The organism is Methylobacterium sp. GXS13 (genome assembly GCF_001455965.1).
Taxonomy (GTDB): domain Bacteria; phylum Pseudomonadota; class Alphaproteobacteria; order Rhizobiales; family Beijerinckiaceae; genus Methylobacterium.
Genome location: NZ_LKKO01000038.1, coordinates 33,454 through 59,165, shown reverse-complemented (window position 1 = coordinate 59,165; position 25,712 = coordinate 33,454). Strand labels below are relative to the sequence as shown.

The following is a 25,712-nucleotide window of genomic DNA, read 5'->3' as shown; positions in this document are numbered from 1 at the left end:
CGGTCGATCTCACGCCGGATCCGTTCTCGCCACGGCCTCGGCTGCGTACCGGGCGCGCCCGGGACCATCCCCCGCCGCGCCGGTGCGGGTACACCACGCGGCGAACCCCTCGGGCTCGATCGGCACGCGCACGACCTCGACGCCGCTGCGCTGGACCTCGCGCTCCATCTGCTCGGTGGCGATCCGCCAGGTCTCGTAATGGGGCGGCAGTTTCGTCCCATCGGCGAGGCCGGCGCGAAGCGCCTCATAATGCTCCGGGGCGTACCAGGGCAGGCCCACGCGGCGCGGTCGGGTCATCGGAAGCTCGCAACCGGTGCATATCGGGAGGCACGGTACCGACCGCTGCATGGTCGGTGCTGCCCTCAACGGCGAAGTAAGGCTTTTGGTTCTGTCGCCCGATCACCCCGGCCTCGCCGCCGGCCTTGGGCGAGGTGCCGGCCCCCTGGTGTGAAAGCGCACGTGCGACGCAGACGGGTCGGATTTGCGCGCGGGCCGGCACCTGCCGGGTGGTTGTCGGCGTTGCCCGGTATCCGTAATTCAGATCCGCCGGATCGCGACGGCGTCGTGATCCGGCCACCCTTCCCAAGGGTGTCTCCTCCCAAGACTTCGGGCCGCTCCCTCGGGGGTGGCCTTTTTTGTCTTCGCGGACGAATGGACGGACCCTATTCGCCAGCCTGAGCGGTATGGGCGACGGCACCGTTCCGCCCGAACGATTCGTCGGCCGCCTGCCGCAACTCCCGGCGGGCGATGACGTCCGCGAGGGTCACCAGAGCGCCCATCAGCACCAGGACCAAGACAACACGACGAAGAAGCGGCCGAGTGAACATGCGCAGCATCCCGGAACGACGGCCTGTCTAGCAGAGGTCCTGCCGGGCGGCTGCCGCTCCCGGGTCACAGAGGGTACGGAATGCGAACGCCCGCTACGCGGTGATTGCGGATGCGTGCGTTCGGAGCGGGGGTCAGAGACGATCCGACCGAGACGGCGGGGCGTCTTCGTCGTCATCATCGTCGTCGTCATCCGGCGGCGGCGGTCCCCGGCGACGGGATGGCGGCATTCCATCGTCATCGGCCTCGGGCGGCGGCGGACGGAACCGATTCGGTGGCGGCGGGCCCCGATCGAGATCCGCGCCCGGCGGCGGCAGGCGCCGCTCATCGTAGGGCTGGGCGCCCGCGCCTGCGGTCGCGAGGACCAGCAGGGCGGCGCTGGCAAGGAATATGCGCATGAAGCCTCCATCAAGCTGCCCGTCGGGCATGGCTTCCCGTGAACGCGTGGTGGATCGCGCGGTTACATCCGCGTCGGGAAACGAGGGCTGGCACTGTCGCCCGCCGTTCACGGCGGCTCCGTGATCACGGCTTCTTGAGCAACCCTATGTACGGACGCGGCGTTGCCGCGCCAGCCCCAGTATTCCCCGAGCGATGCTCAACGGGCCGAAGATATTTACCGATGGTTTACTATGACGCGCCGCGCCATGGCCGGGCAGTGTGTCCGTAAAACTACAGCTTTTCTGTCGACCGATTGGTAGTCATGGCGTCAGATTTCACGTCCTGGATTGCCCCACATGACCAAGCTGATCGCCTCCCTGGCCGCCTTCACCGCCCTGACCGGCGCCGCTTCGGCCGCCGACCTGCCGCGCCGCGCCGCCCCGCCGCCCGTCTTCACCCCGGTGCCCGTGTTCACCTGGACCGGCGCCTACTTCGGTATCAACGCCGGCTACGCCTTCGACGCCAGCAGCCGCTCGAACAGCTCGGTCTTCGGCGTCCCCGCCGCCTTCGCCGCCGCCGGCACCACCGCCACCTTCCGCGACCGCAGCCAGGACGGCTTCTCCGGCGGCGCCCAGGTCGGCTACAACTACCAGTTCACCCCGGGCTCGGGCGTGGTCGTCGGCATCGAGGCCGACGCCCAGTACCTCGACTTCGGCCGCAACCGGAACAACGCCTTCATCAGCGGCGCCGTGGCCCCGGGCTACTACGTCACCGACCCGCGCGGCCTGTCGAGCCTCGACTACTTCGGCACCGTGCGCGGCCGCCTCGGCTACGCCTTCGACCGCACCCTCGTGTACGGCACCGGCGGCTTCGCCTACGGCTCGGGCAGCGCCGACCGCTCCTTCGGCGGCTACGCCGGCAACGACAGCTTCCGCACCGGCTACGCCGTCGGCGGTGGCGTCGAGTTCGCCCTCCCGACCGAGTCGTTCCTGAACTTCTTCCGCTCGTCGGCCGTGACGTTCAAGATCGAAGGCCTGTACGTCAACCTGGAGCGCGGCAACCGCAACCAGGGCGCCCTCGTCGTCAACGCCGCCAACCTCGTCCCGGTCGCCTACAGCGCCATCGGTCGCCGCGACGACGAGTTCGCCGTCGTCCGCGCCGGCCTGAACTACAAGTTCGGCTCGTACTAAGACCGAACCGACTCCGCTTGACCTAAGCATCCCCAGCCCGATCAGACTGGCCGCTTAGTCGAGGAGCGTCCCGGGATCACATCCCGGGACGTCTTTCGTAGGGGCCGGCCTAGGCGTGAACCGCACGGGCCAGCTCGGCCTTCGACATCCGCGAGCGACCGGACACGTTCTGCGCCTTGGCCTGACGCATCAGCTCGGCCTTCGTCGGACCGGATGCGTCATCCGCCCGCGCCGCCGCGGCCTTCTTGGCAACGGCCTTGGGCTGCTTCGAGAACTGCTTGCCCTTGCGCGTATCGGCCCGCTTCTTGGCGGTGCTCGCCGCGTATTCCGCATCGGTCAGGCTCTCGCGGGCCGTCTTGGGCAGGTAGCGTTCGCCGGTCTTTCCGCTCTCCGCGGCCGATTTCGTGCCCCATTCCTCCTCGGTCCACTGCTGGAGGTGGTTGTCGGAGCCCTTTTGGCCGGCGTAGCCGCCGCCCGCCTTCTTGTACGCGGCGGTCGCCATCTGCGCCTTGCGGGCCGACCATTGGCCGGGCTTGCCGCCCTTGTCGGATTCCGTGGCCGCCTGCTTGACCGCGTCCCACAGCTTCGGATCGGTCTTTCGGGCGATTCCCGACATCGCTGCGCCTCGAGAAGATAGAATCGGCGTCAACACGACGCCTGCCGTCCTGTTCCTGTGAGGCCCGGTCGCGGCGTGCGACCGAATGGCGGCCGGATACCGAGGGCGTCTCACGCGGTTGCCTCCCAAAGGGAGCCTCCGCATGCCCGACGCGCCGAAGACCGACACGCAGGACCTTGCCAACACCCAGAACCTCGCCAACACCCAAGACCTCGCCAACACCGAGTACGACGCGCAGCGCCGGGCACGGGCGGGAGCCAAGCATCAACCCGGGCCTCCGGCGGCTCCCGAGGAAGCGCCCCGGGCGCCCTCGGACGGGAGCCTGCCGGCCGGCCCGCAGGATGGACAAGGCTCACAGCATGGCTGACGTGCCGACCGACACGCAGGCGCAGCGGATGCCCCCGGGCAAGCCGACGCGGGAGGGGCTCGCCAATGCCCCGCTGGACACCGCCACCGGCACGGTCAAGCCCCAGGATGGCCCGATGGATCGGGCCGGCACCGAGGCGGAGGCGGCGGCCCCGGCCGACACGCGCCGCGGGGCCGAGAGCGACAAATCCGGCACCCCGTGAACGACGCCCCGGCCGGTCGGCAGCGCCGCCAGTCCGGCGCAAGGAAGCACCGCGACAGACGGTGCTGTGGGCCGGCTCCGCTCCGGGCCGGGCTCCTGTCCAGGCTTGGCGCGTTTCTTCCATCGGGTCCCCGCCGGCCTCGAAACACTGACCGGGGCCCATGACGGGGTCCCGCGGCCGGAACAGGCAGACCGATGTTTCTCAGCGTGTTCGACGTGTTCAAGCCGGGGATCGGCCCCTCCTCGTCCCATACGATGGGGCCGATGACGGCGGCCGCCGACTTCCTGGATTGCCTGCGTCGGCACGAGGCCCGCGCCGCGGCGGCAGCCCTCCGGGTGAGCCTGCACGGCTCGCTGGCCTTCACCGGCCGGGGCCATGCCATCGATCGCGTCGTGGCCCTCGGCCTCCTCGGCTTCCGCCCGGCCGACATCGCCATGGACGAAGCCGAGCGCCGGCTCGAGGCCCTTCAGGCCCAGAAGCGGCTCGCGGCGGCGGACCTGCCAAGCCTCGCCTTCGACCCCGCGACCGCGATCGTGTTTGATTACGGGCCGCCGCTGCCGGGGCACGCGAACGGGCTGGTGATCACCGCCCTGGACGCGGCGGGCACGCCGGTCCTGTCCGAGACCTACTACTCGATCGGCGGCGGCTTCGTGGTGACGGCGGCCCAGCGCGCGGCCGACCTGCCGCCGCCCAGTGCGGCCGCAGATCTGCGGCTGTGGCCCTATCCGTTCGAGACCTCGGCGGCGATGCTGCGCATGGCCCGCGACAGCGGCCTACCGGTGGCCGCGATGAAGCGCGCCAACGAGGTCGTCGGCCGGGCCGAGGCGGAGGTCGATGCGGGCCTCACCCGGATCTGGCAGGCCATGAATGCCTGCATTGAGCGCGGCCTGTCCCGGGAAGGCGAATTGCCGGGCGGTTTGCGGGTCAAGCGCCGGGCCAAGCGCATCCGCGATCAGCTCGACCGGGAGCAGGGCTCGAACATCGCCCAGCCGCACGTCATGACGGACTGGCTCAGCGTCTACGCCATGGCGGTCAACGAGGAGAACGCCGCCGGCGGACAGGTCGTGACCGCCCCAACCAACGGCGCCGCCGGCGTCATCCCGGCGGTGATCCGGTACTACACCGACCATTGCACCGGGGCCGATCCGGCACGGATCCCGGAATTCCTGCTGACCGCCGCGGCGATCGGCGGGCTGATCAAGCACAACGCCTCGATCTCAGGGGCGGAGGCCGGCTGCCAGGGGGAGGTCGGCTCGGCCAGCGCCATGGCGGCCGCCGGTCTCTGCGCTGTCCTCGGCGGGACGCCGGCCCAGGTCGAGAACGCCGCCGAGATCGCCCTGGAGCATCACCTGGGCATGACCTGCGACCCCGTCGCCGGCCTGGTGCAGGTGCCCTGCATCGAGCGCAACGGGATCGGGGCCACCAAGGCGGTGGCGGCGGCCTCGCTCGCGTTGCGGGGCGACGGCTCGCATTTCATGCCGCTGGACAATTGTATCGCGGCGATGCGCCAGACCGGCGAGGAGATGAGCGCCAAGTACAAGGAGACGAGCTTGGCCGGGCTCGCGGTCAACCTCCCGGAATGCTGAGGCCGGATCGCGCCTGGCGAAGCGGGGGGAGGGCAACCGCCCGCCGGCTCAGGACTTGAGGTCGGCCGTCACGCGCGCGGCCTTGCGCGCCGCGCCGTCGGGGTCCGCCACCAGAGCCAGGAGGTCGGCCTCGGTCAGAGATTGCCCGTCCGGCCCGGTGATGGTGATGCTGTCATGGCCCGCGGCCTGGAAGTCGGCGAGCTTCTTGAGCGCCCATTCCGGCGTCGGACAATTGTACGTGGCGGTGCCATGCGGTTTCCGTGCCCGCACGACGAAGGGCGGCGGGGCGGTCATTCGAGCTCGATGCCCGCGGCGCCGAGGATCACGCGCTGTTTCAGGATGGCGATGCGGTGGGTGCGGATCGTGTGCTCGATCTGCGTGACCCCCGGATCGCCGGTGGCGTGCAGGAGGGCGAGCGCATCGGACAACGCCGCGATGGCGAACTCGTCCAACAGGATGTTGAATGCGAGCCGTTCGCGCAACGTCGAACAGGAGCAGTCAGGCTGGTCTTTCCGCTGCGACATGTTCGACAACGAGCGGGACCGCCGTTGGTTCTAGCCGCGGCCGCCGATGGCTGATCCGACGGCCGCGCATGTCGAGCCTTGCGCCGAAATCGCTCCTGATTCGGCGTGGCGCGTCACGGATCGTGACGTCGCCGGCGCAGGTCGGATTCAGCGACGGCCGCCGTCGGCGCCGGGCTTCATCGCCCGCTCGATCGCCTCCATGGCGCTCTCGAACGCCTTCGCCTCGCTGCGGTGCGGACGATCGGATCGCTCGATCAGCTTGCCGCTCCGGCGGATGGCCCATTGGAAATGGCCCTCCGGCTTGGCAATGGGGGAGACCTCGATGGAGTAGGGGTGTGGTACGTCTGACATAAGTGCCCTATGCCAGCCTTGCCGCGCGGATGCCAGTCATCTGCGGACATTCCGCGGCGCAATCTGTCATAGGCTGGGGGCGACGCACCGGCGCGGCACCACGGCCGGGGCATCCGGACAGGCGTGTCCGAACAATCTCTGCCCCGGCGGCGGGCCCTTTCGATCCTTTCGGCAGGGGCAGGCCACCCGGCGCCGTCCTGTGCTACACACCGTCGAAACCACGCCGGCAATCCGGCATCGAACACGTTCTAAGGAGAGTTGCAGTGGCGCGTCCGGACCTTGGTACAAAGCGGATCTGCCCGACGACGGGGAAGAAGTTCTACGACCTCAACAAGGATCCGGTCGTCTCCCCCTACTCGGGCGAGGTCGTCCCGACCGCCGTCGCGGCGTCGTTCGGCCGGGCGGCCCCGCCCGTCGTGGCCCGCAAGGAGGCGCCGGCCGACGAGGAGGACGAGGCCGAGGGCCCCGAGCTCGTGTCGCTCGACGAGGTCGAGGCCGAGGAAGCCGACAAGGATACCGATACCGAGGGCGATGACGCCCTGGACATCGAGGATGACGGCGAGACGGTCGAGGACGACACGCTCGTGGTCGACGAGGACGACGAGAACACCGCCGATCTCGTGGAAGTCAACGACGACGACGACGAGTAAGAGCCTCTCACAGAACGCCCTCTGCGCCGTCTCGTGCAGAGGGGGGACGCCCGGTGATCGGGCGTTCTGTGAGGTGTTCCAAGGACGCCTGCCCGCGATGACGCCGCCAGAGGCGTCATCGCACCGTGGGGCGTGCCATGAGCAGGGCCGATCGCACGGCCATGCGGCGGGACGGCGCGTCGGCCTCGGCATCGACCAGCGTGGCGGGGGCGAAGGCATGCGCCGCCACGGCCGCGGCCAGGTCGAGGATGTGATCCGGCCCGATCGCGTGGTTCTGCGTGGTGGGTTCGGCGAGATAGGCGTCGACCGCGCACCTGACCTCCTCGATCGCGATGCGTTCCTCGGATACGAGGTCCCAGAGCGTGGCGTTCTCGGGCATCGATCGGGTTCTTCACCGCGGGCGACGAGCTGCAACACCGTAACACCCCGGGCCGGCATGCCCGCGCGCCCCGTGCGCGTCGGCTCTCCACAGGATCAGCGATGACCTCCGCGATTGCGGCTTCGACCTCCGCGATTGCGGCCTCCCGCGCGTGACGGCCTCTCGCGCCGCCGGCGGTCTCGTCCCCGGCCGATCCTGCGGATCCTGCACGGCCTGCTGCCGAATCCTGGAGATCAAGGCGCTCGACAAGCCGGCGGGCGTCCTGTGCCGGCACAGCACCGGCCGGTCCTGCGGGATCTACCCGGAGCGGCCCGAGGCCTGCGCCCAGTGGCACTGTCTCTGGCGCCGCATCGCGGCCCTGCCGGATGCCCTGAGGCCCGACCGATCCGGCGTGGTCTTTGGGCTGGAACGGCGCCCTCCCGGCGCGGGCGCATCCGAGGGCGCCTGCATCGTCGGTCGAGCGCTGGACGGCGCGCAGGCCTTCGAGCGTTGGGAGGCGATCGAGGCCTTCGCGATGTTCGTCCGGGAGGGCTCGTTGCCGGTCTGGAAGGCGTATGACCGCCATGCGACCCTGATGAGCCCGGACCCATAGGGCCCGGCCTCTCCGGGACACGCCGGACGTGATGCGCCCCCCGCTGCCCGATCCGATTACGGACCAGCGGGAGGTCGTCGAGTTCACCGGCGCGAGCCGATACGCAACATGGCTCGCGGGACCGATGGTAGCCGGCTCCGGTTAGCCAAAGCGCGAGCCAGCGCCCACGCTTCGGTCCCGGATCGGGAAAGCTCAGTCGGCCTTCAGGTTGGCCGCGCTCTCCTTGCCGCTGCGCCGATCGGCCTCGACGTCGTAGGAGATCTTCTGTCCCTCGATCAGGTTGCGCATCCCTGCGCGCTCGACAGCCGAGATGTGGACAAACACGTCCTTGCCGCCATCATCGGGCTGGATGAAGCCGTAGCCCTTGGTCTCGTTGAACCACTTCACGGTACCGGTAGCCATAGAGTTGTCCTAGTCGTCTTCGGCTCGCCAAAGCGACGTGCCGCATGGGCCGAACGAGCCGGCTTGGCCGACTGTTCCCAAAGTTCCGCACGCCCGCAACGGCCGGGCCGTCCGATTCCACATCTCAGAGCCCCCGCCGGTGCAGCCGGCCGCTGCGCGATGTGCGCGACAGACCGTGCGGGGTCTTGTTCCAGCGCACCGGGGCGCGGACCAACTCGATGAGGGCGAGCCAGGCGGCCAGGCTGACCAGCAGGAAGTAGACTGGCACCCAGGGCGCCGCCTGCGCGAGATCGCCCCAGCCGCGCCGGACGCAGCCGACCAGGGCCGGCAGGACCATGGCGGCGAATCCCACCCCGAACAGGGTGATGGCGACCCCGGCGGCGAGGTTGTCCGGGAAGTTCGGGGCGACCGGGATCTCCAGGACCAGGTAGCGCCAGGCGGCGTAGGTGAGGCAGACAGGGTAGGCCAGCGCCGAAGCCACCGTGCCGGGCACCAGCGCGATCGCGCAGAGCGCCTCCAGGGTGCCGAGGCGACGGGCATTGGCGAGGGCGGCGCCCATGGGCGAGGCTGGTCTGCATCAGGCCCTTCAGCCAGCGGGTGCGCTGGGCCAGCCAGGGACCCAGCCGCGCCGGCGCCTCCTCGATCGTCGCGCTCGGCAGGTCGCCCACAGCGTAGCCCGCCAGGGCGAGCCGCATCCCGAGATCGGCATCCTCGGTGACGTTCCACGGGTCCCAGCCGTGGAGCGCACGCAATATCCGGGTGCGCAGGTGCATCGAGGGGCCGCCGAGGGGCACCGGCATGTCGAGACGTGCGAGCGCCGGGTTTAGCACGTCGAACAGGCCCGCATATTCCAGCGCGAAGGCCCGGGCCAGACGGGAATCGTCGGCATTGTCGATCACGAGCCGGCCCTGCAGGCAGGCGGTGCGCTCGGGCAGGCGCGCGAAGAGGGAGGCGGACAACCGCAACTGCCCGGGATCGGGAACGTCCTCCGCGTCGTAGACCGTGAGCAGGGCGCCGCGGGCCAGGGGCAGGGCCGCATTGAGCGCCCGCGGCTTGGTGCGGGGCATCCCCGGCGGCACCGTGATGACCGCGAACCGGGCGGGGAGGGCGATCCGCGCCAGCGCCGCCGCGGTCTCCGGGTCGTCCGCCTCGATCAGGAGCTTGATGTCGAGCTTGGCCGCCGGGTAGTCGAGCGCCGCAAGCCCCTGGATCAGGCGCGGCACCACCGCGGCCTCGCGGTGCAGGGCGACCAGTACCGTGTAGATCGGCAGCTCGGCCTCGGCGAGCAGATCCACCGGCTCGGCGGTCACCGGGGCTGCGATGACCGGCGCGACCAGCCGGAACGTCGTCATCACCAGGAACAGGACCTGCCCCGCCAGGGTCAGCGTACGGGCGAGGGCCGGCGGCAGCATCGCGAACAGGCAGAGGGCCGCGATCGATCCGAGCACTAGGAGCAGCAACCACCGGCTCGCGGGCTCGTGCGGCACGGCCCGCTCGGGCATGTGCCGTCGCAGATCCTGCGCGGCGTAATCCGCCACCGCCCCGGGGATCGCGGCGAAACCGCCCCGGGGATCGCGGCGAACACCGCCTCGCGCAGATGCGTCGGGCTGGTGATCGCGGGCATCGCGACATGGGACGGTCCGTCGAGGAGTTCGGCGATCAGCCGGCCGCGCGGCGCCAGCACGGTGGGCGCGACGGATCCGAGGGCGAGGGGCGCGAGGCCGGCGACCAAGCTGTCGGGAAAGCGCAGGCCCGGGCCGAACGGGATCGGCCCGTCGAGAAACGGGGCGCCGAGGCGCCGGGCCAGGGCGCGGTAATAGGCCGTCTCGTCCATCAGCCCGGCATTCAGCAGCGCGGTCGCCGCGTCGGTCCCGGCGCCGGCGGCGTCGCGGGCGGCCCGGGCGAGCAGGCGGGGGTCGATTCCCTCGGCGCGCAGGAAGGCGATCTCCGGCGGCAGGGAGATCGGCCGGGAGATCGGGGCCGTGGGCAGGCGCTGCATCGACACGCCGACGCTCTCCCGGTGGCCCCAGGACGTGGTAGGAGAGGGGCGTGAGCCAGACCCTGTCCCCGCCCTCCGAGAGGAGCATCGCCGCAATCCCACCGTCAAGGTCGGGGGGACATCGAACACGCTCGTGGCTCGCATGGGCCGTGCTCGCCGCCCTCGCCTGGGACGGATCGCTCGCCTGCGCGGCGGCGCCCGTGGGGCCGCAGGCCGCGACCCCCACCGTGACGGTCCCCGATTTCTGGAACCCGCGCAGCCGCGGCGAGCGGGTCGAGGCGCCCCAGACCGGCCGGGCGGTCCGGTTCCTGACCGATGACGAGTTCCCGCCGCTGCACTTCGCCGGCCCCGACGGCAACCCGACCGGCTTCGCGGTCGAGCTCGCCCGCGCCGTCTGCGAGAAGCTGACGATCACCTGCACGGTGCAGGCGCGCCGGTTCGATACCCTGCTGGACGCCCTGGACAGCCGGCAGGGCGACGTGATCGCGGCCGCGATCCCGCTGACCGCGCCCCTGCGCGAGAAGTTCCTGGCGACGCGGCCGTATTTCCGCTGGCCGGCGCGCTTCGCGGCCCGCACCGACAAGGGCCTGCCGGTCCCCTCGGCCGCGGCGCTGGCCGGCCGCAGCGTCGGGGTGATGGGCGGCAGCGCGCACGCCGCCTACCTCAAGGCCTTCTTCCCGAAGGCCGTCCCGAAGGAATTCCTCGACCTCGCGGCCGCCGAGGGCGCGCTCAAGCGCGGCGAGATCGACTACCTGTTCGCCGACGGCCTCAACCTTGCCCTCTATGTCGGCGGCCAGGAGGCGGAGACTTGCTGCGCCCTCATCGGCGGCGACTATCTGGAGAACCGCTATTTCGGCGAGGGCATCGGGCTGATCACCCGCCAGGAGGATGCGGCGCTGTCCCGGGCGCTGGACGACGCGCTCCAGCGGGTCTGGGACGACGGGAAATACACCGAGCTGTACCTGCGGTTCTTCCCGGTGAGCCCGTTCTAAGGGGCTTTCTTCCCGCCAGCGAATCGGGGATCCTGCACGGCGCCGGGTCTCCCCGACAGGATCGAGGCATGACGGACCTTCTCGACAAGGCGGTGGCCAGGGCGCGGGACCTCGCTCCCGACCTTCAGGATGAGATCGCCCGTCTGATGCTGGCCTTCGTCAATGAGGACGCGCCCCTCTACCAGTTCACCCCGGAAGAGGAGGCGGAACTCGACGAATCCGTGGCCGCAGCCGCGCGGGGTGATTTCGCGAGCGATGCCGAGGTGCGCGCCATCTGGGCCCAATATGGCCCGTGAGGCTGCGCTAAACCCAATCAGCCTGCCCCGAACGCCCCCGGGACACCGGATTGCGCCCACGGGCGTTCCGCTGGGGCTCGAACCGCTCTAGGGTGCGCGCTCCCAGCGTTCCGTCACCCACGAAATCATGCCCGCCGCACCTGCCCTGACCCTTGACCCCGACCTGATCGAGGCGGCCGCCACGGCCGCCGCCTGGCCCTTCGAGGAGGCGCGCAAGCTCGTCGCGCGGCTGGAGAAATCCGGCAAGACCGAAGTGCTGTTCGAGACCGGCTACGGGCCGTCGGGGCTGCCGCATATCGGCACCTTCGGGGAGGTCGCCCGCACCTCCATGGTCCGCCACGCCTTTCGGGTGCTGACCCGGGACGCCGTGCCGACCCGGCTGCTCGCCTTCTCGGACGACATGGACGGGCTGCGCAAGGTCCCGGACAACGTGCCGAACCGCGAGATGCTGGCCGCCCATCTCGGCAAGCCGCTCTCGCGCATCCCGGATCCGTTCTCGAACGAATACCCCTCCTTCGGCGCGGCCAACAACGCCCGGCTGCGCGCCTTCCTGGACAGCTTCGGCTTTGACTACGAGTTCGCCTCCGCCACCGACTACTACACGTCGGGCCGGTTCGACGCGGCGCTGCTGCGCGTGCTGGAGCGCTACGACGCCGTGATGGAGATCATGCTGCCGTCGCTGCGCGCCGAGCGCTCGGCCTCCTACTCGCCGTTCCTGCCGCTCCACCCGGTCACCGGCCACGTCATGCAGGTGCCGATCGACGAGGTGCGGGTCGAGACCGGCACCCTGATCTGGCGCGACCCCGCCACGGGCGAGCGCTACGAGACCCCGGTGACCGGCGGCCATGCCAAGCTGCAATGGAAGCCCGACTGGGCGATGCGCTGGGTCGCGCTGGGCGTCGATTACGAGATGGCCGGCAAGGACCTGATCGATTCGGTCAAGCTGTCGGGCAAGATCGCCCGGGCGCTCGGCGGCGAGCCGCCGGAGGGCTTCAACTACGAGCTGTTCCTCGACGAGAAGGGCCAAAAGATCTCGAAGTCGAAGGGCAACGGCCTGACCATCGACGAGTGGCTGAAGTACGGCACGCGGGAATCCCTGGGCCTATTCATGTACAACAAGCCCCGCGAGGCCAAGCGCCTGTTCTTCGACGTGATCCCGCGGCACGTGGACGAGTATATCGGCTTCCTCGACCGCTATGCCGGCCAGGACGCGAAGCTGCGCCTCGGCAACCCGGTCTGGCACCTGCATGCCGGCAACCCGCCGGAGCCCGAGCGGGTCGAGGGCGCGAGCCTGACCTTCGCGATGCTGCTCAACCTCGCCGCGGTGGCCAACACCGAGGACCCGGCGGTGCTGTGGGGCTTCATCCGCCGCTACGCGCCGCAGACCGGGCCGGAGACCCATCCGGGCCTCGACCGGCTGGTGGTCCACGCCCTGAAGTATTTTTCCGACTTCGTGCGCCCGGCCAAGACCTACCGGGAGCCCTCGTCCGAGGAGCGGGCGGCCCTCGGGGACCTGTCGGAGACGCTGGCCGCGCATGCCGGCTCCACCGACCCGGAGGCCCTGCAGGCGGCGGTCTACGAGGTCGGGCGGCGGCATTTCCCCGATACGTCCGGCAAGGCCAAGAGCCCGGACGGACGGCCCGGCGTGTCGCAGGCCTGGTTCACGAGCCTGTACAACGTGCTGTTCGGCGAGGCGCGGGGGCCGCGCTTCGGCTCCTTCGTCGCCCTCTACGGGGTGGCGGAGACCCGGGCGCTGATCGAAGCCGCTCTGTCGGGCGCCCTGGTGGCCGAGCATGCCGCCTTCACGGCCGGCGCGGCCAAGGTCGCGTGAGGTCGCGATGATCGTCGAGACCGAAGCGCAGCTGGAGGCGCTCTACGCCGCGTCCCTGGCCCCAGCCTCCGTGGTCAAGGTCACGGCGGTGATCACGCCGGATTACGCGGCGCTGATCGCCGCATCGCCCTTCGCGGTGCTGGCCACATCCGGCCCCGAGGGGCTCGATTGCAGCCCGCGGGGCGACCGGCCGGGCTTCGTCCGGGTCGCCGACCCGCGCAGGCTGATCCTGCCCGACCGGCGCGGCAACAACCGGATCGATTCCCTCCGCAACGTCGTGCGCGACCCGCGGGTGGCGCTGCTGTTCCTGATCCCGGGCTCGGGCACGACCTTCCGGGTGAACGGGACGGCGGTGATCTCGGCCGATCCGGACCTCCTGGACTCGTTCCGGGTGGACGGCCACGCGCCGCGCACGGCCCTCGTGATCACGGTCGAGGCCGCGTATTTCCAATGCGCCCGGGCGATCATCCGGTCCCGGCTGTGGGAGCCCGAGGCCCGGGTCGATCTGGCGGAGCTGCCGAGCCCCGGGGCGATCCTGGCCGCCCTCACCGCGGGGGAGGTCGGCGGCCAGACCTACGACGCGGAATGGCCAGCCCGGGCCGCCAAGACGATGTGGTGAGAGCCGGCGGCCGATCCGGTCGCCAAAAACTACGCCAGACCGAGAAACAGCGCGAGGGAGCGCGTCACCGCCAGCAGGGTCGCGTCATCAAGGCGGCCGATCGGCGGCCCGACCTTCTCCCGCCGCACCGACATGCCCTTGTCGATCTGGATCTGAGACGGCTTGTTCAGGCCGTTCCCCAGCGTGGGCTGCACGGTCAACTGGATCAGCGGTGCGTCCACCAGCGTCGCCGACAGCAGGAGGACCGTCACAGTGCCGGTCTCAGCGAATGCGTCGGACTGGATCACGAGGGCCGGACGCGGTCTCCCGAAATCGCCCGCCATGGCGACGGTAACGAGATCGCCGCGCCTCACGTCTCGTCCGGGTCGTCGAGATCCGCGAGGGCGGTGTCGAGGATGGCGTTCAGCTCAGGGTCGGAGGCATCGGCTGCCGCCACCAGCAGCGATTGCCGCCGGCACTCCTCGGCAAAACCCGGCCGGCTCGTGTCCGGCACCCAGATCTGCACAGGCCGGAGCCCCGCCGCGCGCAAGGCGTCCCGACGCTTCCGAACGCGCTCGGCGATGGACGTAACCATCGATGCCCCCATCCGTTACATGTAACAGATTGGGAGACAGAACGGGAAACGTCAAGGCGAAGCGGGCAGCCCGGACACGTCGCCATCACGGGACCCGGCCGGGCGTGGTTTCACCCCACCAGGGCGAGGCCGGGCTGGGAAAAATCCTGCGTCTCGGTCTCGGGGATGACGTCGACCTCGACCTTGAGGCGCTGCTTGCCCGACCCGCTGACGATGCCGTCCACCGGCGCCACGTCGCCGTAATCGCGGCCCCGGGCCACCACGATGTGGTCGTCCCGCACCGGCACGCCGTTGGTCGGGTCGAGGCCGAGCCAGCCCTCGCCGCACCAGACCGCCACCCAGGCGTGGCTCGCATCCGCCCCGCGCAGGCGCGGCCGGCCGGGGGGCGGCACGGTCCTCAGGTAGCCGCTGACATAGGCCGCCGGCAGGCCCATGCCGCGCAGGCCGGCGATCATCACATGGGCGAAGTCCTGGCAGACCCCGGCCCGCAGCGCGAAGGATTCGGCGAGCGGCGTGCGCACGTTCGTGGCCTTGGCATCGAACCGGAAATCGGCGCCGATGCGCAGCATCAGGTCGTGGGCCGCCCCGTAGGCGCTGCGGCCGGGCGAAAAGCTCGCCCGGGCATACTCGGTTACGTCGGGGACGAGGGGCACCCGGCCGCTCGGGAACAGGAAATGGACCGGCGCCCGGCCGCCGAGATCGCGCGAGGCCACCACGGCGTCGCGGACCCGCTCCCAGGACTGGCCGGCTTCCGCCTCCGGCGGGGTGCGGCGCTCAACCCGCACGGTCGACAGCGCCTCGACGCTGAAGGTGGTGTGGGGGGTATCCAGGGTGATCGCCACGGCCTCGATCCCGAAATAGTCGCGCCGCATCACCGCGGTCGTGGGGCTCGGGTCGATGGTCACGGCGCTCGCCAGGACGCTCTGGCCCTCGCCGTCCTGCGGCTTGAGCCGCAGCGAGCAGCGGGCGAAGCGCACCGGCTTGCCGTAGCGGTAGGTGGTGCGGTGGCGCAGCGTGTAGATCATCCCGGCGGCCGCGCGATTCTGCCTCTGTCGCACACATCATAGGCCGAAAGGGTCACCGGTTTTGCGGCGATCCTGACGCAGGAACAGGAATCCAGGCCGGATTGCGCGGCGCCCATCATCACGCCAGGCCCGTCAGCTTTTCCGGGCGCAGGGCGTTCGGCCCGGCCGGGAAGTAGCGGACCGCGATGCCGTCGGCGAGGCGTTCGAGGTCGGTCTCCAGGGCGGTGAGGCGCACGGCGTCGAAATCGGCGGCCTCGCCGCTGCGCAGCTCCGCCAGGATCCGGGAGGCGATGCGGCGGTGCGGCTCCGGGATGCCGTCGGCCGACAGCGCCGGCAGGTCGTCGAGGTGCCGGGCGATCGCCTCTGCCTGGAAGGCGATCGAGCGCGGGTTGTAGGGATCGAGCAGGACCATGTCGCGCACGGGGTCGAGGGCCGCGCCCTGCATGTAGCGCCGGCCGTAGCTGATCTGCGAATCGCACAGCGACAGCATCACCCCGAGGCAGCCCGGGGTCGCCTCGTCGTTGGCGAAGGAGAGCGCGAAGGTGCAGATGTTGATCGCCCGCTCGACGCGCCGGCCGAGCTCGACGAAGTGCCAGCCCTCCGCCCGGCTCATGTTCTCGTGGGTGAGGCCGGACAGGGCGGCCAGCTGGCTCAGCGCCCGCTCGGCGCGGCCGGCGAGCTGCGATTCGGTGAAGGTCCGCTCGGTGTCGAGGGACACGCTCTCGATCAGGTCGGCGAGCACCCGCCAGGTCTCGCCGGAGAGGCGGGCGCGCAGCGCGGCGGCGTTGCGCCGGGCCGAGACTATGTGGGCGCGGGCCGAGCCCGAGCGCTCGCGCCCGGTGAGCGCTTCCTGGGCGAGCCGGGCGGTGGGCAGGTCGGTGGCGCCGATGGCGCCCCATTCGTAGAGGATCGCCCGCAGGGCCAGGGCGGCCGGGGTGTCGAGGGCTCCCGAGATGTCGGTCCCGACCGCGTCGCCGACGCTGCGCAGATGAGCCAGGACCAGGCGGATCACCGCCTCGGTGCGCTCGAGATAGCGGCCGAGCCAGAACAGGCCGTCGGCCGCCCGGGAGGGCAGGTGGCCGCCGACCCGGCGCACCCGCGGGGCCGCGTGGGAGCCGATCAGCGGTGCCTCGACCGGGTTCTCGGACAGCACCCACAGATCGGCCGAGCGGATGCCGAGCCGCATCTCGATCGGGTCGACATCCTCGCGCTCCGAGACCCGGCAGAAGCCGCCCGGCATCACCTGCCAGCCGGACGGGGTGCGGGCGGCGAAGACGCGCACCACGAAGGGGCGGGGCACCAGGACGAGGCCGCCATCCTCGCCGCGCTCCCAGCCGGGCATGGTCGAGAGCGGCGCGGCCTCCTGGGCGACGTAGTCGAACGGCCGGTCGCGCAGAGCGGCGACGACCCGCGCCCGCTCCGCCGCCAGGGCCTGGGGGGCCAGCATCGCGTCGCGCCCCGCCCCGCGCTGGGGCGTGGCGGCCGGGCGCAGGATCAGGCTGTCGAGGTTCGCCTGCGCATGGGCCAGGCCTTCGAGATCGCCGCACCACCAGGCCCGCGGATGCCCAAGCCGCAGAGGCTCGCCCAGCAGCCGGCGGGCGATGCCGTCGAGATAGGGCGCGAGCGCCGCGGACTCGACCAGCCCCGAGCCCGGCATGTTGGCCATCACCAGGGAGCCGTTGCGCAGGGCCTCGATCACGCCGGGCACGCCCAGCCGCGAGGCCGGGTTGAGCTCGAGGGGGTCGAGATAGTCGGCGTCGATCCGGCGCCACAGGGCGTCGGCCCGCTTGAGCCCCGAGACGGTGCGCACGTGCAGGGCACCATCCCGCATGACCAGGTCGTCGCCCTCGACCAGCATCAGGCCGAGATAGCGGGCGAGCGCCGCCTGTTCGACATAGGTGCTGCTGTAGGGGCCGGAGGTCAGCAGGCAGATGCGCGGGTCGGAGCGCTCGGCCCCGAGGGCCAGGCCTTCGCGGAACGCCTGGAAGAAGGCCGGCAGGCGCTCGACATGGAGGTCCTGGAAGAAGTCCGGGAAGGTCCGAGCCAGGACCATGCGGTTCTCCAGCGCCCAGCCGAGGCCCGAGGGCGCCTGCGTCCGGTCGGCCAGGACCTGCCAGCGCCCGTCCGGCCCCCGGCCGAGATCGGCGGCGTATAGCTTCAGGTAGTGGCCGCCGGGGGGCGCGACCCCGTGCAGGGGGTGGAGGAATTCGGGCGTCCCGGCCATGATCGCGGCGGGCAGCAGTCCATCCGCGACCAGCCGGCCCTCGCCGTAGGCATCGGCGAGGATCGCCTCCATCAGCTCGGCGCGCTGGATGATGCCCGCGCTGAGATCGCGCCACTCGGCGCCCTCGACCACCAGGGGCAGGCAGCCCAGCGGCCACGGATGCTCGCGCTGGTCGCCCGAGATGCGGAAGGAGATGCCGGCATCGCGGATATGCCGCTCCGCCGAGACGAAGCGGGCTAGGATCTCCGGTTCGGTGAGCGCGCCGAGATGGTCGAGGAGGCGCGGCCACGCCCCCCGCGGGGCGCCGTCGGGTCCCAGGAACTCGTCCGGCCGGCCGGAGGCGGCGCGATAGCCCGCGGTCCAGCGCGCGACGCGCTCCCGCGGGCTCTCGACCGCCTCGGCCCGGGCGGCGCCGGATGCGAGCGCCGCCTCCATTACCAGGCCCCGGTCATGTCGGAGCCGGCGTGCGCAGGTCGAGGGTCAGCGGGAACTCGGCGCTCGTCTCCGCGCGGGGCATCTCGATCCGGCCCGGCGTGTGGCCCAGGGGCTCGAAGCGGGCGAGGCGGCGCCCCTCCGCCTCGTAGGCGTTGACCGGGTGGGTCTCGTAGTTCCGGCCGCCCGGATGGGCGACGTGGTAGCGGCAGCCGCCGAGCGAGCGCCCGTTCCAGACATCGAGGATGTCGAAGGTCAGCGGCGAGTGGGCGGGAATCGTCGGGTGCAGCGACGAGGCCGGCTGCCACGCCTTGAAGCGCAGGCCGGCCACGGGCCCGGCGGCGCGGCCGGTGCCGGTCATGGGCAGCCGGCGGCCGTTGCAGGCGATGACGTGCCGCTCGGGCACGAAGCCCTCGACCTTGACCTGAAGCCGCTCGACCGAGCTGTCGACGAAGCGCACGGTGCCCCCGCTCGTCCCTTCCTCGCCCATCACGTGCCAGGGCTCCAGCGCCTGGCGCAGTTCCATCCGGACCCCGCCCTGCTCGACCACGCCGAAGACCGGGAAGCGGAACTGGGCCTGCGCCTCGAAGGCGACCGGGTCGAAGGCGTAGCCTGCCGCCCCGAGATCCTCCAGCACCCCGAGGAAGTCGGCCCAGAGGAAATGCGGCAGCATGAAGCGATCGTGGAGCGTCGTGCCCCAGCGGACACAACCGCCGGTCTGCGGCTCGCGCCACAGCCACGCCACCAGGGCCCGCAGCAGCAATTGCTGCGCGAGGCTCATGCGGGCATCCGGCGGCATCTCGAAGGCGCGGAATTCCAGGAGGCCGAGCCGCCCGGTCGGCCCGTCCGGCGAATACAGCTTGTCGATGCAGATCTCGGCCCGGTGGGTGTTGCCGGTGACGTCCACCAGGATGTTGCGGAACACCCGGTCGACCAGCCAGCGCGGGATGTTGGGGGCGTCGGCGGCCGGGATCTGGGCGAGCGCGATCTCCAGCTCGTAGAGCCCGTCATGGCGGGCCTCGTCCATGCGCGGGGCCTGGCTGGTCGGGCCGATATAGAGGCCGGAGAACAGGTACGAGAGCGCCGGGTGGCGCTGCCAGTAGAGCACCAGGCTCTTGAGCAGGTCGGGCCGGCGCAGGAACGGCGAATCGTCCGGCGTGACGCCGCCCATGACCACGTGGTTGCCGCCGCCGGTGCCGGTATGGCGCCCGTCGACCATGAACTTTTCCGCGCCGAGCCGGGTCTGCCGGGCCTCGCCGTAGAGGTCGGTGGTGATCGCCACCGCCTCGCGCCAGGAGGCGGCCGGGTGGACGTTGACCTCGATCACGCCGGGATCGGGAGTGACCTTGATCAGGCCGATGCGCGCATCGTAGGGCGGCTCGTAGCCCTCGATATGGATCGGCAGCTTCAGCTCGGCGGCCGCCGCCTCGAGATGGGCGGCGAGTTCGAGATACTCGTCGGCGCGCTGGGTCGGGGGCATGAACACCCGCACGATCCCGTCCCGGGGCTCGATGGCGAGCGCGGTGCGCACCGCGACGCCGGTGATGCCGGCGCCGTTGACGACGGTCTTGGCCATCGGGTCGTCGGGAAGAGGCCCGCGGGATTCCAGCGGGTCCTGCGGCTGGTAATAGGGATAGTGCTCCGGCGGCACGTAGGGCAGGGACGACAGGGGCAGCCGGAAGCCGAGGGGCGAATCGCCCGGCACCAGGAAGGCCTGGCCCCGGCGGAACGCCCACTTCTCCGAGATCCAGACCCGGTCGGCATCGCCGTCCTTGCCGGTGGGCAGGCTCGCCAGCGGCAGGACGTAGCCCGCCGGCTCGCCGAGACCGCGGGCGTAGACGCGCCGGATCCGGGCGTCGAACTCCACCGAGCCGGACTTGGCGGCGGCCGGCGTGACGTTGACCGGCAGGTCCGCGGCCTTCTTCTCCCAGAGCTCGCCGTCCTCGAAGGCCGGGAAGACGTAGTCGGACAGGCCGAGCCGGCGGGCCAGCGCGTCGGCCAGCGCCTGAGCCTGGGCGATGGTGGCGGTACCGCCGGCCCCTTCACCCACCTCCGGGGCGATGAGGCCGGAATCCTTCCAGATCGGCTTGCCGTCCTTGCGCCAGTACAGGGCGAAGGCCCAGCGCGGTAGGCTCTCGCCCGGGTACCACTTGCCCTGGCCGTAATGCAGCAGGCCGCCCGGGCCGAACCGGTCGCGCAGGCGCCGGATCAGCGTGTCGGCGAGCCGCCGCTTGGTCGGGCCGACCGCGGCGATGTTCCATTCCGGCGCCTCGAAATCGTCCACCGACACGAAGGTCGGCTCGCCGCCCATGGTCAGCCGGACGTCCTGGGCCACGAGGTCGGCATCGACCCGCTCGCCCAGCGCATCCATGGCCGACCAGACCTCCTCGGAATACGGCTTGGTGATCCGCGGCGTCTCGGCGACCCGGGTGATCCGCATCTCGAAGCCGAACTCGGGCTGGCGCGGCTCGGCGGCCCCCGAGATCGGCGCGGCCGAACGGTAATGCGGGGTCGCGGCGAGCGGGATGTGGCCCTCGCCGGTGAGCAGCCCGGAGGTCGCGTCCATGCCGATCCAGCCGGCGCCCGGCAGGTAGACCTCGGCCCAGGCGTGCAGGTCGGTGAAGTCCGCCGACGCGCCGGCCGGGCCGTCGACCGCGGTGGTGTCGGGCACCAACTGGATCAGGTAGCCGGAGACGAAGCGGGCGGCGAGGCCGATCCGGCGCAGCACCTGCACGAGCAGCCAGGCCGAATCCCGGCAGGAGCCGCTCTTGAGCCGCAGCGTCTCGGCCGGCGTCTGAACCCCCGGCTCCATGCGCACGCCGTAGGCGATCTCGCGTGCGATCATGCCGTTGAGCGCCACCAGGAACAGGACCGTGCTCGGCTCCTCGGGCAGCCGGGCGAGCAGCGCCTCGATCTCCGGCCCGTCCGCGTCCACGGGCACCAGATAGGGGGCCAGTTCCTCCGACAGGTCGGGCTCGTACGCGAAGGTCCGGACCTGGGCGTAATCCTCCACGAAGAAGTCGAACGGGTTGATCACCGCCATCTCGGCGGTGAGGTCGACCTCGATCTTCAGCTCGTCGGTCTTCTCCGGGAAGACCAGGCGGGCGAGCCAGTTGCCGCTCGGATCCTGCTGCCAGTTCAGGAAGTGGTTGGCGGGCGTCACCGTCAGCGCGTAGGCCGGCACCTTTGTGCGCGCGTGCGGGGCCGGGCGCAGGCGCACCACCTGGGGACCGAGGCTGATCGGCCGGTCGTAGCGGTAATGCGTGACATGGTGCAGGGCGGCTTTGATCGACACGATGGCTCCGTCTGAAGATCGAATGCGGTCTCGTAGCCGATGCTGGGCGCTGCAACGGGTCGATCGTCCCGGGTCCCAGCATGGTTATGTGCCAAGGATGGGGTCACAAGCAATTTCCGTGCGGCACCCGCTGCCTCCGTGGTTCGCCGCCGACCTTGGCCGGAACTTTGCCGGTCGCGCTTATTTGATCGAGAGGTGGGTCGGTTGCCGACCCGGGACCGCGCGATGAAGCTCTTCCAGTGCCAAGCCTGCGACCAGCCGGTCACCTTCGAGGCGACCGCCTGCGAGAGCTGCGCGCGCCGGTTGGGCTATGTCTGCGCGGCGCATGAGGTCTCGGCCCTGGAGCCCGTGGGCCTGTCGACCCATCCGGCGATGGGCGGGGCCCAGACGTTCCACGCCTACGCGGATTCCGGCCGGCGCTACCGCTATTGCAACAACGCCCTCTCGGGGGCCTGCAACTGGCTGGTGGCGGAGGACAGTCCCGACATCTTCTGTACCGCCTGCCGGCACAACCGGGTGGTGCCGGACCTGTCGCAAGCCTGGAACCTCACCCGCTGGCGCCAGATCGAGGCGGCCAAGCGCCGGCTGTTCTACTCGCTGCTGCGCCTCGAACTGCCCCTGGCGACCCGGGCTCAGTACACCGACGGGCTGGCCTTCGATTTCCTGGTCGATCCGTCGGAGAGCTTTTCGTACGGGACGCCGGTGCTCACGGGCCACATCAACGGCCTGATCACCATGAACATCGCCGAGGCCGACGATGTCGAGCGCGAGCGGCGCCGGATCCTGTTCGGCGAGCATTACCGGACCCTGCTCGGCCATTTCCGGCACGAGATCGGGCATTACTTCTGGTACCTGCTGGTGATGAACGGGCCGACCATGGGCGCGTTCCGGTCGCTGTTCGGCGACGAGAGCCTGAACTACGTCCGGGCCCTGCAGGATCACTACGCCCACGGCGCCCCGGCCGACTGGGAGGATTCCTACGTCTCGGCCTACGCCACCGCCCATCCGTGGGAGGATTTCGCCGAGACCTTCGCGCACTACCTGCACATCGTCGATACGGTGGAGACCGCCTCGACCTTCGAGCTGCACGTGCGCCCGCGCCTGCGCAACGCGATGTCGGCGCCCACGGTGATCGACTTCGACCCCTACGACACCCAGGATCTCGACCGGCTGATCGAGGCGTGGCTGCCGCTCACCTATGCGATCAACTCCCTGTCCCACAGCATGGGCCAGCCGGCGCTCTACCCGTTCAAGCTGACCCCGACGGTGATCGCCAAGCTCGCCTTCGTGCACGAGCGAATCTACGCCTCCCGCTCCGGCACCCTGCCGGATCCCGGCGAGGCGGGGGCGGAGATGCTGCGCGCGGTGATTTTGGGGCTGCGCCAGAAGGTGGCGGCGCCGACCGTGTGACGCGCTCGACGGACGGTCGGTCGAAATGTCAGCGCCGGACTCGCTTCGCGGGCGGCGGGGGTACTTGACCGTCCGGCCGACCGTGAACTTCTGGCGTCCCCGCAAGCACGTCCCTCGCCGCTGGGGCCAACCAGGGGAGATCGGCCGCCATGAAGGCAGCCGCTGCCTGCTCGATGTCAGGCAGGCGACGATGCGCCTGCCTGAGAGGACGGCCGTGGGTCACTTCGCGGCTGGTCACCGGCGGTTCCGTCACAGGCGCGGCTTTCGGCACTGAGATCACCTCCGGACCATATGATGAGAGCCTGCCAGATCGGGCGCAAGCGCAAAGCCTTGCCTTTTGTACAAGGGGATAAGGTCCGGGTCGACGTGATGAAGCCGAAGCTCCGGCACAACGATCAGCTGCCGGTAGGCTTCCGCCATAGTCAGGACGATCTCAATCACCCGCCCTTTGAGCGGATGCGTCGGATCCGGATTGCCTTCAAGGAAATCCAAGGCAACGAACCTGTCTTGGTTCACCGCACCGATCGCCAACCCACACAACGTCTCGTCGTACCAGATCGCAGCATTGAAGCACTTCGGATGGTTGTTCTGGAAACCGGCCGACAGCGCGGCCCAGTCCCAATCCACCGGTCGGCCCGGGTGTGCGAGCCAGGTTTCCGTGAACGCTGATCGCGCTACGCTCGCGATGATTTCACAGCGTATGTCGGGGCCGAGGCCCGACTTGGCCACGGCCAGCACGCCGGCAAGCGTCAGGCGTTTCGCGTGGGCGGATCTGGCCACAGGGCGTCGCATCAGGTGCCCTCAGTCACCCCTCATCGATCCTGCTAAGCGCGATCGGCTCATCCCACCCTGCCCCGATCGCCCGCGGCACGTGCGACTTCGGAGGCCGAGCCCGCATGGCGCATCCGATGATTCTCCGTCCCCCGGACGCAATGCGCCCGGTCGCCGATCACGTCTCCTGCCGGCTGTCCACGAAGGCGCGGAACGCCGCCAGGGTCTCGGCGCTGACATGGTGCTCGATCCCCTCGGCATCCCGCCGGGCGGTCTCGGGGCTGACGCCCAGGGTGCACAGGAAGCGCTCGACGATGCGGTGGCGCTCGCGCGCCTGGGTGGCGAGCCGGCGGCCGGCCTCGGTCAGGAACACGCCGCGATAGGGCCGCTGCTGGACGAAGCCGTCCTCGCACAGGCGCTTGAGCATCTTGGCGACGGTGGGCTGGGCCACGCCGAGGCGCGCGGCGATGTCGACCTGGCGGGCCTCGCCGCCGTCGCCGATCAGGTCGTCGATAAGCTCGACATAGTCCTCGACGAGCTCAGAGCGCCGTGCCTCGCGGGCCTGACGGAAGCTCTCCACATGCCGCTCGGGATCGACCAGCACGGTCTCGGGGGCGCTCGGCTCGGACGGTTCCTGCATCGGCTCTCTCTTTCGCCGCCCCCCGGCGCCGCCCGGACCTGTCTAGCAAGATCCGCCCCGGCATGGGGAGTCCCGCGACGCACGTGCGCCCCCCCTGAAATGCCCTCTTGAAACCCGTGGCCGTTGCTCTGAATATAGCCCAAGCTATATCTTTGAGAAAAGGGTGAGGCATGGCAACGCCGGATGCGGCGACGATCCCCGGGGAGCGGATGCCCGACGGATCGACCCCCAAAGGGTCTGCGCCAGGGCGGATGAGCCGGCGCACCGAACAGGCGATCCGCGACACCCTCGACGGCCGGCCGGGAGGCCGATTCCGGTTCCTGCTGTTTGCCGGGCCTGCCGTGACGGCGTCGATCGCCTACATGGACCCCGGCAATTTCGCCACCAACATCCAGGCCGGTGCCCGCTACGGCTACGGCCTGCTCTGGGTGGTGCTGCTCGCCAATCTCACGGCGATGCTGTTCCAGGCGCTCTCGGCCAAGCTCGGGATCGTCACCGGCAAGAACCTCGCCGAGCATTTTCGCGATACCGTTCCCCGGAGCGGTCGGTTCGCGGCCTGGGGCATCAGCGAGGTCGCCGCCATGGCCACCGACCTCGCGGAGTTTTTGGGCGGCGCGATCGGGCTGTCGCTGCTCACCGGCATGCCGCTGATGGCCGGCATGGCGATCACCGCGATCGTCACCTACGCGATCCTGCTGCTGGAGAACGAAGGCTTCCGGCCGCTGGAGATCGCGATCGGCGTCATGGTCGGCACGATCGGCCTCTGCTACGCGGTCGAGCCGGCCATCGCGCCGGTGGCCTGGGCGGAGGCCGCCAAAGGCCTCGTCACCCCGAAAATCCCGGACGCGCAGGCGCTGACCATCGCGGTCGGGATCATCGGCGCCACCGTGATGCCGCACGCGCTGTTCCTGCATTCGGGACTGACCCAGGGGCGGGGCAGCCCCCGGACCGATTCCGACCGGCGCCTGCTGGTGCGCTACTCGAACCGCGAGGTGGTGGTCGCGCTGCTGCTGGCCGGCCTCGTCAATATCGCGATGGTGATCATGGCGGCGGCGGCCTTCCATGCCGGCCACAGCGCGGTCGCCGAGATCGACCAGGCCTACCGCACCCTGACCCCGCTGCTCGGTCCGGCGGCCGGGGCCGCGTTCCTGGTGTCGCTGCTCGCCTCCGGGATCTCCTCCTCGGTGGTGGGGACGCTCGCCGGCCAGATGGTGATGCAGGGCTTCACCGGCTGGCATATCCCGCTCCTCGTCCGCCGGCTGGTGACCATGCTGCCGGCCTTCGTCGTGGTCGCGATCGGCGTCGATCCGACCCGGGCGCTGGTCCTGTCCCAAGTGGTGCTGTCGCTCGCCCTGCCGGTGCCGATGGTGGGCCTGGTGGTGTTCACCCGCCGCCGCAGCGTGATGGGGGCCTTCGCCAACGGCCCGCTGACCCAGGCGCTGGCGATCGCCGGGGCGGCCGTGGTGCTCGGCCTCAACATGGTGCTTCTGGCCGCCGCCTTCGGGCTGCCGGTCCCGGGACTGGAGTAGAGCCGCCCCCCCT

Annotated in this window: 29 protein-coding genes; 13 read left to right on the top strand and 16 right to left on the bottom strand. The window is 70.7% G+C overall.

Annotated elements, in window-relative coordinates; all coding sequences use genetic code 11:
* Positions 1-9: 9 nt before the first annotated feature.
* The gene (locus AO398_RS14785; RefSeq protein ID WP_058192883.1) at positions 10-297 is read right to left on the bottom strand and encodes a hypothetical protein; all 288 of its coding nucleotides are present in this window, start codon (positions 295-297) and stop codon (positions 10-12) included.
* 386 nt (positions 298-683) lie between these two features.
* On the opposite strand from AO398_RS14785, the gene AO398_RS28335 reads away from it, so the two are divergent.
* Together AO398_RS28335 and AO398_RS14775 are read left to right on the top strand one after the other, a co-directional pair.
* On the top strand, positions 684-1,265 hold the full coding sequence (locus tag AO398_RS28335; protein ID WP_152997530.1) for a hypothetical protein: 582 nt from the start codon (positions 684-686) through the stop codon (positions 1,263-1,265).
* Between the two features lie 294 nt (positions 1,266-1,559).
* Entirely contained in the window at positions 1,560-2,393 is an 834-nt protein-coding gene (locus AO398_RS14775) for a porin family protein (protein ID WP_058192881.1), read from the top strand.
* 109 nt (positions 2,394-2,502) lie between these two features.
* On the opposite strand, the gene AO398_RS14770 is transcribed toward AO398_RS14775, so the two are convergent.
* Complete coding sequence (locus tag AO398_RS14770) at positions 2,503-3,009, bottom strand: hypothetical protein (RefSeq protein ID WP_058192880.1); 507 nt, start codon at positions 3,007-3,009, stop codon at positions 2,503-2,505.
* A gap of 142 nt (positions 3,010-3,151) precedes the next feature.
* Here AO398_RS14770 and AO398_RS14765 point away from each other — a divergent pair, with 142 nt between their 5' ends.
* The 3 genes from AO398_RS14765 (at position 3,152) to AO398_RS14755 (ending at position 5,164) form a co-directional block, all read left to right on the top strand.
* Positions 3,152-3,376 (top strand): hypothetical protein, encoded by a 225-nt coding sequence (locus AO398_RS14765; protein WP_058192879.1) that lies wholly within the window; start codon positions 3,152-3,154, stop codon positions 3,374-3,376.
* On the top strand, positions 3,369-3,578 hold the full coding sequence (locus AO398_RS14760; RefSeq protein WP_058192878.1) for a hypothetical protein: 210 nt from the start codon (positions 3,369-3,371) through the stop codon (positions 3,576-3,578). Before AO398_RS14765 ends, AO398_RS14760 begins: the two co-directional genes overlap by 8 nt.
* 194 nt (positions 3,579-3,772) lie before the next feature.
* A complete protein-coding gene (locus AO398_RS14755; RefSeq protein ID WP_058192877.1) occupies positions 3,773-5,164 on the top strand; it encodes an L-serine ammonia-lyase in 1,392 nt (463 codons plus the stop codon).
* A 48-nt stretch (positions 5,165-5,212) separates the two neighbouring features.
* Here the strand turns inward: AO398_RS14755 and AO398_RS14750 are convergent, their stop codons facing one another.
* The 3 genes from AO398_RS14750 to AO398_RS14740 form a co-directional block, all read right to left on the bottom strand.
* The gene (locus AO398_RS14750) at positions 5,213-5,458 is read right to left on the bottom strand and encodes a hypothetical protein (RefSeq protein WP_058192876.1); all 246 of its coding nucleotides are present in this window, start codon (positions 5,456-5,458) and stop codon (positions 5,213-5,215) included.
* On the bottom strand, positions 5,455-5,697 hold the full coding sequence (locus AO398_RS14745; protein WP_152997529.1) for a hypothetical protein: 243 nt from the start codon (positions 5,695-5,697) through the stop codon (positions 5,455-5,457). The genes AO398_RS14750 and AO398_RS14745 overlap by 4 nt, the downstream gene beginning before the upstream one ends.
* Positions 5,698-5,835: 138 nt before the next feature.
* Positions 5,836-6,039: a hypothetical protein gene (locus AO398_RS14740; protein WP_058192874.1), complete on the bottom strand. Its 204-nt coding sequence runs from the start codon at positions 6,037-6,039 to the stop codon at positions 5,836-5,838.
* Between the two features lie 263 nt (positions 6,040-6,302).
* Between AO398_RS14740 and AO398_RS14735 the strand changes: the two genes are divergently transcribed.
* A complete protein-coding gene (locus AO398_RS14735) occupies positions 6,303-6,689 on the top strand; it encodes a TIGR02300 family protein (RefSeq protein ID WP_058192873.1) in 387 nt (128 codons plus the stop codon).
* 115 nt (positions 6,690-6,804) lie between these two features.
* Here AO398_RS14735 and AO398_RS14730 read toward each other — a convergent pair whose 3' ends face one another.
* Positions 6,805-7,068, bottom strand: a complete 264-nt coding sequence (locus AO398_RS14730; protein ID WP_058192872.1) for a hypothetical protein — start codon at positions 7,066-7,068, stop codon at positions 6,805-6,807.
* A gap of 151 nt (positions 7,069-7,219) precedes the next feature.
* On the opposite strand from AO398_RS14730, the gene AO398_RS14725 reads away from it, so the two are divergent.
* Positions 7,220-7,660 carry a hypothetical protein gene (locus tag AO398_RS14725; protein WP_243956465.1) on the top strand — a complete coding sequence of 147 codons (441 nt, stop codon included), beginning with the start codon at positions 7,220-7,222 and terminating at the stop codon, positions 7,658-7,660.
* Positions 7,661-7,852: 192 nt separating this feature from the next.
* On the opposite strand, the gene AO398_RS14720 is transcribed toward AO398_RS14725, so the two are convergent.
* The 3 genes from AO398_RS14720 to AO398_RS29410 are packed head-to-tail and all read right to left on the bottom strand — an operon-like array spanning position 7,853 to position 10,067.
* Complete coding sequence (locus tag AO398_RS14720; protein ID WP_007563113.1) at positions 7,853-8,062, bottom strand: cold-shock protein; 210 nt, start codon at positions 8,060-8,062, stop codon at positions 7,853-7,855.
* Complete coding sequence (locus AO398_RS14715) at positions 8,044-9,564, bottom strand: glycosyltransferase family 2 protein (protein ID WP_244498781.1); 1,521 nt, start codon at positions 9,562-9,564, stop codon at positions 8,044-8,046. Before AO398_RS14715 ends, AO398_RS14720 begins: the two co-directional genes overlap by 19 nt.
* On the bottom strand, positions 9,510-10,067 hold the full coding sequence (locus AO398_RS29410; protein WP_244498780.1) for a hypothetical protein: 558 nt from the start codon (positions 10,065-10,067) through the stop codon (positions 9,510-9,512). The genes AO398_RS14715 and AO398_RS29410 overlap by 55 nt, the downstream gene beginning before the upstream one ends.
* Positions 10,068-10,261: 194 nt before the next feature.
* Here AO398_RS29410 and AO398_RS14710 point away from each other — a divergent pair, with 194 nt between their 5' ends.
* The 4 genes from AO398_RS14710 to AO398_RS14695 all read left to right on the top strand — a co-directional run bounded on the left by AO398_RS14710 (position 10,262) and on the right by AO398_RS14695 (position 13,799).
* Positions 10,262-11,053 (top strand): transporter substrate-binding domain-containing protein, encoded by a 792-nt coding sequence (locus AO398_RS14710; protein ID WP_058192898.1) that lies wholly within the window; start codon positions 10,262-10,264, stop codon positions 11,051-11,053.
* Between the two features lie 68 nt (positions 11,054-11,121).
* Entirely contained in the window at positions 11,122-11,349 is a 228-nt protein-coding gene (locus AO398_RS14705) for a hypothetical protein (RefSeq protein ID WP_058192871.1), read from the top strand.
* Between the two features lie 127 nt (positions 11,350-11,476).
* A complete protein-coding gene (locus AO398_RS14700; RefSeq protein WP_058192870.1) occupies positions 11,477-13,180 on the top strand; it encodes a lysine--tRNA ligase in 1,704 nt (567 codons plus the stop codon).
* Between the two features lie 7 nt (positions 13,181-13,187).
* Positions 13,188-13,799 (top strand): pyridoxamine 5'-phosphate oxidase family protein, encoded by a 612-nt coding sequence (locus tag AO398_RS14695; protein WP_058192869.1) that lies wholly within the window; start codon positions 13,188-13,190, stop codon positions 13,797-13,799.
* 29 nt (positions 13,800-13,828) lie between these two features.
* On the opposite strand, the gene AO398_RS14690 is transcribed toward AO398_RS14695, so the two are convergent.
* From AO398_RS14690 to AO398_RS14670, 5 genes are all read right to left on the bottom strand, one after another.
* A complete protein-coding gene (locus AO398_RS14690; protein ID WP_058192868.1) occupies positions 13,829-14,152 on the bottom strand; it encodes a type II toxin-antitoxin system PemK/MazF family toxin in 324 nt (107 codons plus the stop codon).
* Positions 14,149-14,373, bottom strand: coding sequence for an antitoxin MazE family protein (locus AO398_RS14685; protein ID WP_058192867.1), 225 nt, complete (start codon positions 14,371-14,373; stop codon positions 14,149-14,151). Before AO398_RS14685 ends, AO398_RS14690 begins: the two co-directional genes overlap by 4 nt.
* A gap of 110 nt (positions 14,374-14,483) precedes the next feature.
* Positions 14,484-15,398: a transglutaminase family protein gene (locus AO398_RS14680; protein ID WP_058192866.1), complete on the bottom strand. Its 915-nt coding sequence runs from the start codon at positions 15,396-15,398 to the stop codon at positions 14,484-14,486.
* Between the two features lie 118 nt (positions 15,399-15,516).
* Positions 15,517-18,057 carry a circularly permuted type 2 ATP-grasp protein gene (locus AO398_RS14675; protein ID WP_058192865.1) on the bottom strand — a complete coding sequence of 847 codons (2,541 nt, stop codon included), beginning with the start codon at positions 18,055-18,057 and terminating at the stop codon, positions 15,517-15,519.
* A gap of 13 nt (positions 18,058-18,070) precedes the next feature.
* On the bottom strand, positions 18,071-21,349 hold the full coding sequence (locus AO398_RS14670; protein WP_058192864.1) for a transglutaminase family protein: 3,279 nt from the start codon (positions 21,347-21,349) through the stop codon (positions 18,071-18,073).
* A gap of 225 nt (positions 21,350-21,574) precedes the next feature.
* On the opposite strand from AO398_RS14670, the gene AO398_RS14665 reads away from it, so the two are divergent.
* Positions 21,575-22,759 carry a putative zinc-binding peptidase gene (locus AO398_RS14665; RefSeq protein WP_058192863.1) on the top strand — a complete coding sequence of 395 codons (1,185 nt, stop codon included), beginning with the start codon at positions 21,575-21,577 and terminating at the stop codon, positions 22,757-22,759.
* A 276-nt stretch (positions 22,760-23,035) separates the two neighbouring features.
* Here AO398_RS14665 and AO398_RS14660 read toward each other — a convergent pair whose 3' ends face one another.
* Both AO398_RS14660 and mntR read right to left on the bottom strand, forming a co-directional pair.
* Positions 23,036-23,539, bottom strand: a complete 504-nt coding sequence (locus tag AO398_RS14660) for a hypothetical protein (RefSeq protein ID WP_160329333.1) — start codon at positions 23,537-23,539, stop codon at positions 23,036-23,038.
* Positions 23,540-23,708: 169 nt separating this feature from the next.
* Positions 23,709-24,170, bottom strand: a complete 462-nt coding sequence (gene mntR / locus AO398_RS14655; RefSeq protein WP_058192861.1) for a manganese-binding transcriptional regulator MntR — start codon at positions 24,168-24,170, stop codon at positions 23,709-23,711.
* A 170-nt stretch (positions 24,171-24,340) separates the two neighbouring features.
* Here mntR and AO398_RS14650 point away from each other — a divergent pair, with 170 nt between their 5' ends.
* Entirely contained in the window at positions 24,341-25,699 is a 1,359-nt protein-coding gene (locus AO398_RS14650; RefSeq protein ID WP_058192860.1) for an Nramp family divalent metal transporter, read from the top strand.
* Positions 25,700-25,712 lie beyond the last annotated feature (13 nt).